This is a genomic window from Brevibacillus choshinensis, from assembly GCF_001420695.1.
Lineage (GTDB): Bacteria > Bacillota > Bacilli > Brevibacillales > Brevibacillaceae > Brevibacillus > Brevibacillus choshinensis.
In genome coordinates this window covers 1-1582 of sequence record NZ_LJJB01000011.1, presented here as the reverse complement: position 1 = coordinate 1582, position 1582 = coordinate 1, and the positions used below count along the sequence as shown (strand labels likewise).

The 1582-nt window shown below is 42.2% G+C and carries 1 protein-coding gene; it reads left to right on the top strand.

The window, feature by feature from the left end:
• Positions 1 to 1582, top strand: a 1582-nt coding sequence (locus AN963_RS20155) for a hemagglutinin (protein ID WP_152985703.1), incomplete at both ends; no start/stop codon positions are given.

Genomic DNA, 1582 nt, shown 5'->3' with positions numbered 1-1582 from the left:
GGACATCATGCCGTGTCAAACGGAACCAAAGTAAACACATTAACTGAAAGAGAAGTGGAAGTCGTCAATGCAACTGAAACAGTGGAACGAACAAACATCCCCAGGATCTGCTCAAAGGGGAAAAGGACAGTTGACCTCGGTCAATGTGGACTCCTGGGGACAATCACTGGACCACCTCAATGTGACCAATTCCTAGAATTTTCGGCCGATTTAATTATTGAGAGGCGAGAAGGAAGTGATGTCTGTTATCCTGGGAAATTCGTGAATGAAGAAGCTCTGAGGCAAATTCTCAGAGAATCAGGCGGAATTGACAAGGAAGCAATGGGATTTACATACAATGGAATAAGAACTAATGGAGTAACCAGTGCATGTAGGAGATCAGGATCTTCATTCTATGCAGAAATGAAATGGCTCCTGTCAAACACAGATAATGCTGCATTCCCGCAGATGACTAAGTCATATAAAAATACAAGAAAAAGCCCAGCTATAATAGTATGGGGGATCCATCATTCCGTTTCAACTGCAGAGCAAACCAAGCTATATGGGAGTGGAAACAAACTGGTGACAGTTGGGAGTTCTAATTATCAACAATCTTTTGTACCGAGTCCAGGAGCGAGACCACAAGTTAATGGTATATCTGGAAGAATTGACTTTCATTGGCTAATGCTAAATCCCAATGATACAGTCACTTTCAGTTTCAATGGGGCTTTCATAGCTCCAGACCGTGCAAGCTTCCTGAGAGGAAAATCTATGGGAATCCAGAGTGGAGTACAGGTTGATGCCAATTGTGAAGGGGACTGCTATCATAGTGGTGGGACAATAATAAGTAACTTGCCATTTCAGAACATAGATAGCAGGGCAGTTGGAAAATGTCCGAGATATGTTAAGCAAAGGAGTCTGCTGCTGGCAACAGGGATGAAGAATGTTCCTGAGATTCCAAAGGGGAGAGGCCTATTTGGTGCTATAGCGGGTTTCATTGAAAATGGATGGGAAGGCCTAATTGATGGTTGGTATGGTTTCAGACACCAGAATGCACAGGGAGAGGGAACTGCTGCAGATTACAAAAGCACTCAATCGGCAATTGATCAAATAACAGGGAAATTAAACCGGCTTATAGCAAAAACCAACCAACAATTTGAGTTGATAGACAATGAATTCAATGAGGTAGAGAAGCAAATCGGTAATGTGATAAATTGGACCAGAGATTCTATAACAGAAGTGTGGTCATACAATGCTGAACTCTTGGTAGCAATGGAGAACCAGCATACAATTGATCTGGCTGATTCAGAAATGGACAAACTGTACGAACGAGTGAAAAGACAGCTGAGAGAGAATGCTGAAGAAGATGGCACTGGTTGCTTTGAAATATTTCACAAGTGTGATGATGACTGTATGGCCAGTATTAGAAATAACACCTATGATCACAGAAAATACAGGGAAGAGGCAATGCAAAGCAGAATACAGATTGACCCAGTCAAACTAAGCAGCGGCTACAAAGATGTGATACTTTGGTTTAGCTTCGGGGCATCATGTTTCATACTTCTAGCCATTGTAATGGGCCTTGTCTTCATATGTGTAAAGA